General features: G+C 62.2%; 2 protein-coding genes. One reads left to right on the top strand and one right to left on the bottom strand.

Annotated features, from left to right (window positions below; all coding sequences use genetic code 11):
• On the top strand, nucleotides 1-583 hold a 583-nt coding region (locus AC0B9F_RS38425), incomplete at its 5' end, for an IS30 family transposase (protein WP_472010480.1).
• Here the strand turns inward: AC0B9F_RS38425 and AC0B9F_RS38420 are convergent.
• On the bottom strand, nucleotides 480-1,097 hold a 618-nt coding region (locus AC0B9F_RS38420; protein WP_472010478.1), incomplete at its 5' end, for a DDE-type integrase/transposase/recombinase. The genes AC0B9F_RS38425 and AC0B9F_RS38420 overlap by 104 nt on opposite strands.

Here is a 1,097-nt window from a genome sequence, read left to right as displayed (position 1 = left end):
ACTCATCAGCGAGCGTCCCGAAGAAGCCGACGACCGTGCGATCCCCGGGCACCACGAAGGTGATCTCATCATCGGCACGGACAGGTCCGCGATCGGCACCATCGTCGAGCGCACAACCGGATACACCACCCTCGTGCACCTGCCACGGGAGCGTGGGTGGCGACAGCAACCGATCACCAAGAACGGGCCGGCACTGTCGGGATACGGAGCGGTGTCGATGAACAGAGCGTTGGCACAGGCACTGGCGTCGATGCCCACCGAACTCAAACGCTCGCTGACCTGGGACCGAGGAAAGGAAATGTCCGCACACGCCCAGTTCACCATCGACACCGGGCTGAAGGTGTACTTCGCCGATCCACACAGCCCATGGCAACGAGGTACCAACGAGAATGCGAATGGACTACTGCGCCAATACTTTCCGAAGGGAACTGATCTCTCGCGATGGAACCCAGACGATCTCGCGGCAGTCGCCCACGCTCTCAACACGCGACCACGGAAACGACTCCAATGGCGAACCCCCGCTGAAGCTTGGGACGAACACCTACGATCAATTCAACAGCAACGTGTTGCTTCGACCAGTTGAATGCGCCTTGCGATCCTCTGTCGGTGTGGACCACGCAGCCTGCGACGAAATCTCGGCGGGCGACGGCGTTGTCGAGCGCATCGACCGCGAGCCGGGACTTCATCCGATCGCTGATGGAGTAGCCAACGATCCGGTTGGAGAATACGTCTTTGAACGCGCACAGGTAGAGCTTGCCTTCGCTCGTCCAATGCTCTGTGATGTCGCCCAGCCACAGCTGATTCGCAGCATCGGCGGTGAAGTTGCGTTGGACGTGGTCGTCGTGGACCGCAGGCCCCGGGCGCTTGGCTTTTCCGCGTTTCTTGCCGAACACACTCCACCAGCCGTTGTTCGAGCAGATCCGCCACGCTGTGCGCTCGGCCATCACCTGGCCGGCGTCGCGAGCCTCGTAGAACAGGAACCGGTAGCCGAACTCCGGGTCGTCCTTATGGGCCCTGAACAGAGCGTTCGCCCGGTAGGCCTCCGCGAGGTCGGCATCGGTCACCGGGTCAGCCAGCCACCGGTAGTAGGGCTGGCG

It is taken from the genome of Streptomyces sp. NPDC097129 (assembly GCF_055668065.1).
The sequence above is the reverse complement of the archived record's forward strand: the minus strand, read 5'-3'. Positions and strand labels throughout refer to the sequence as shown.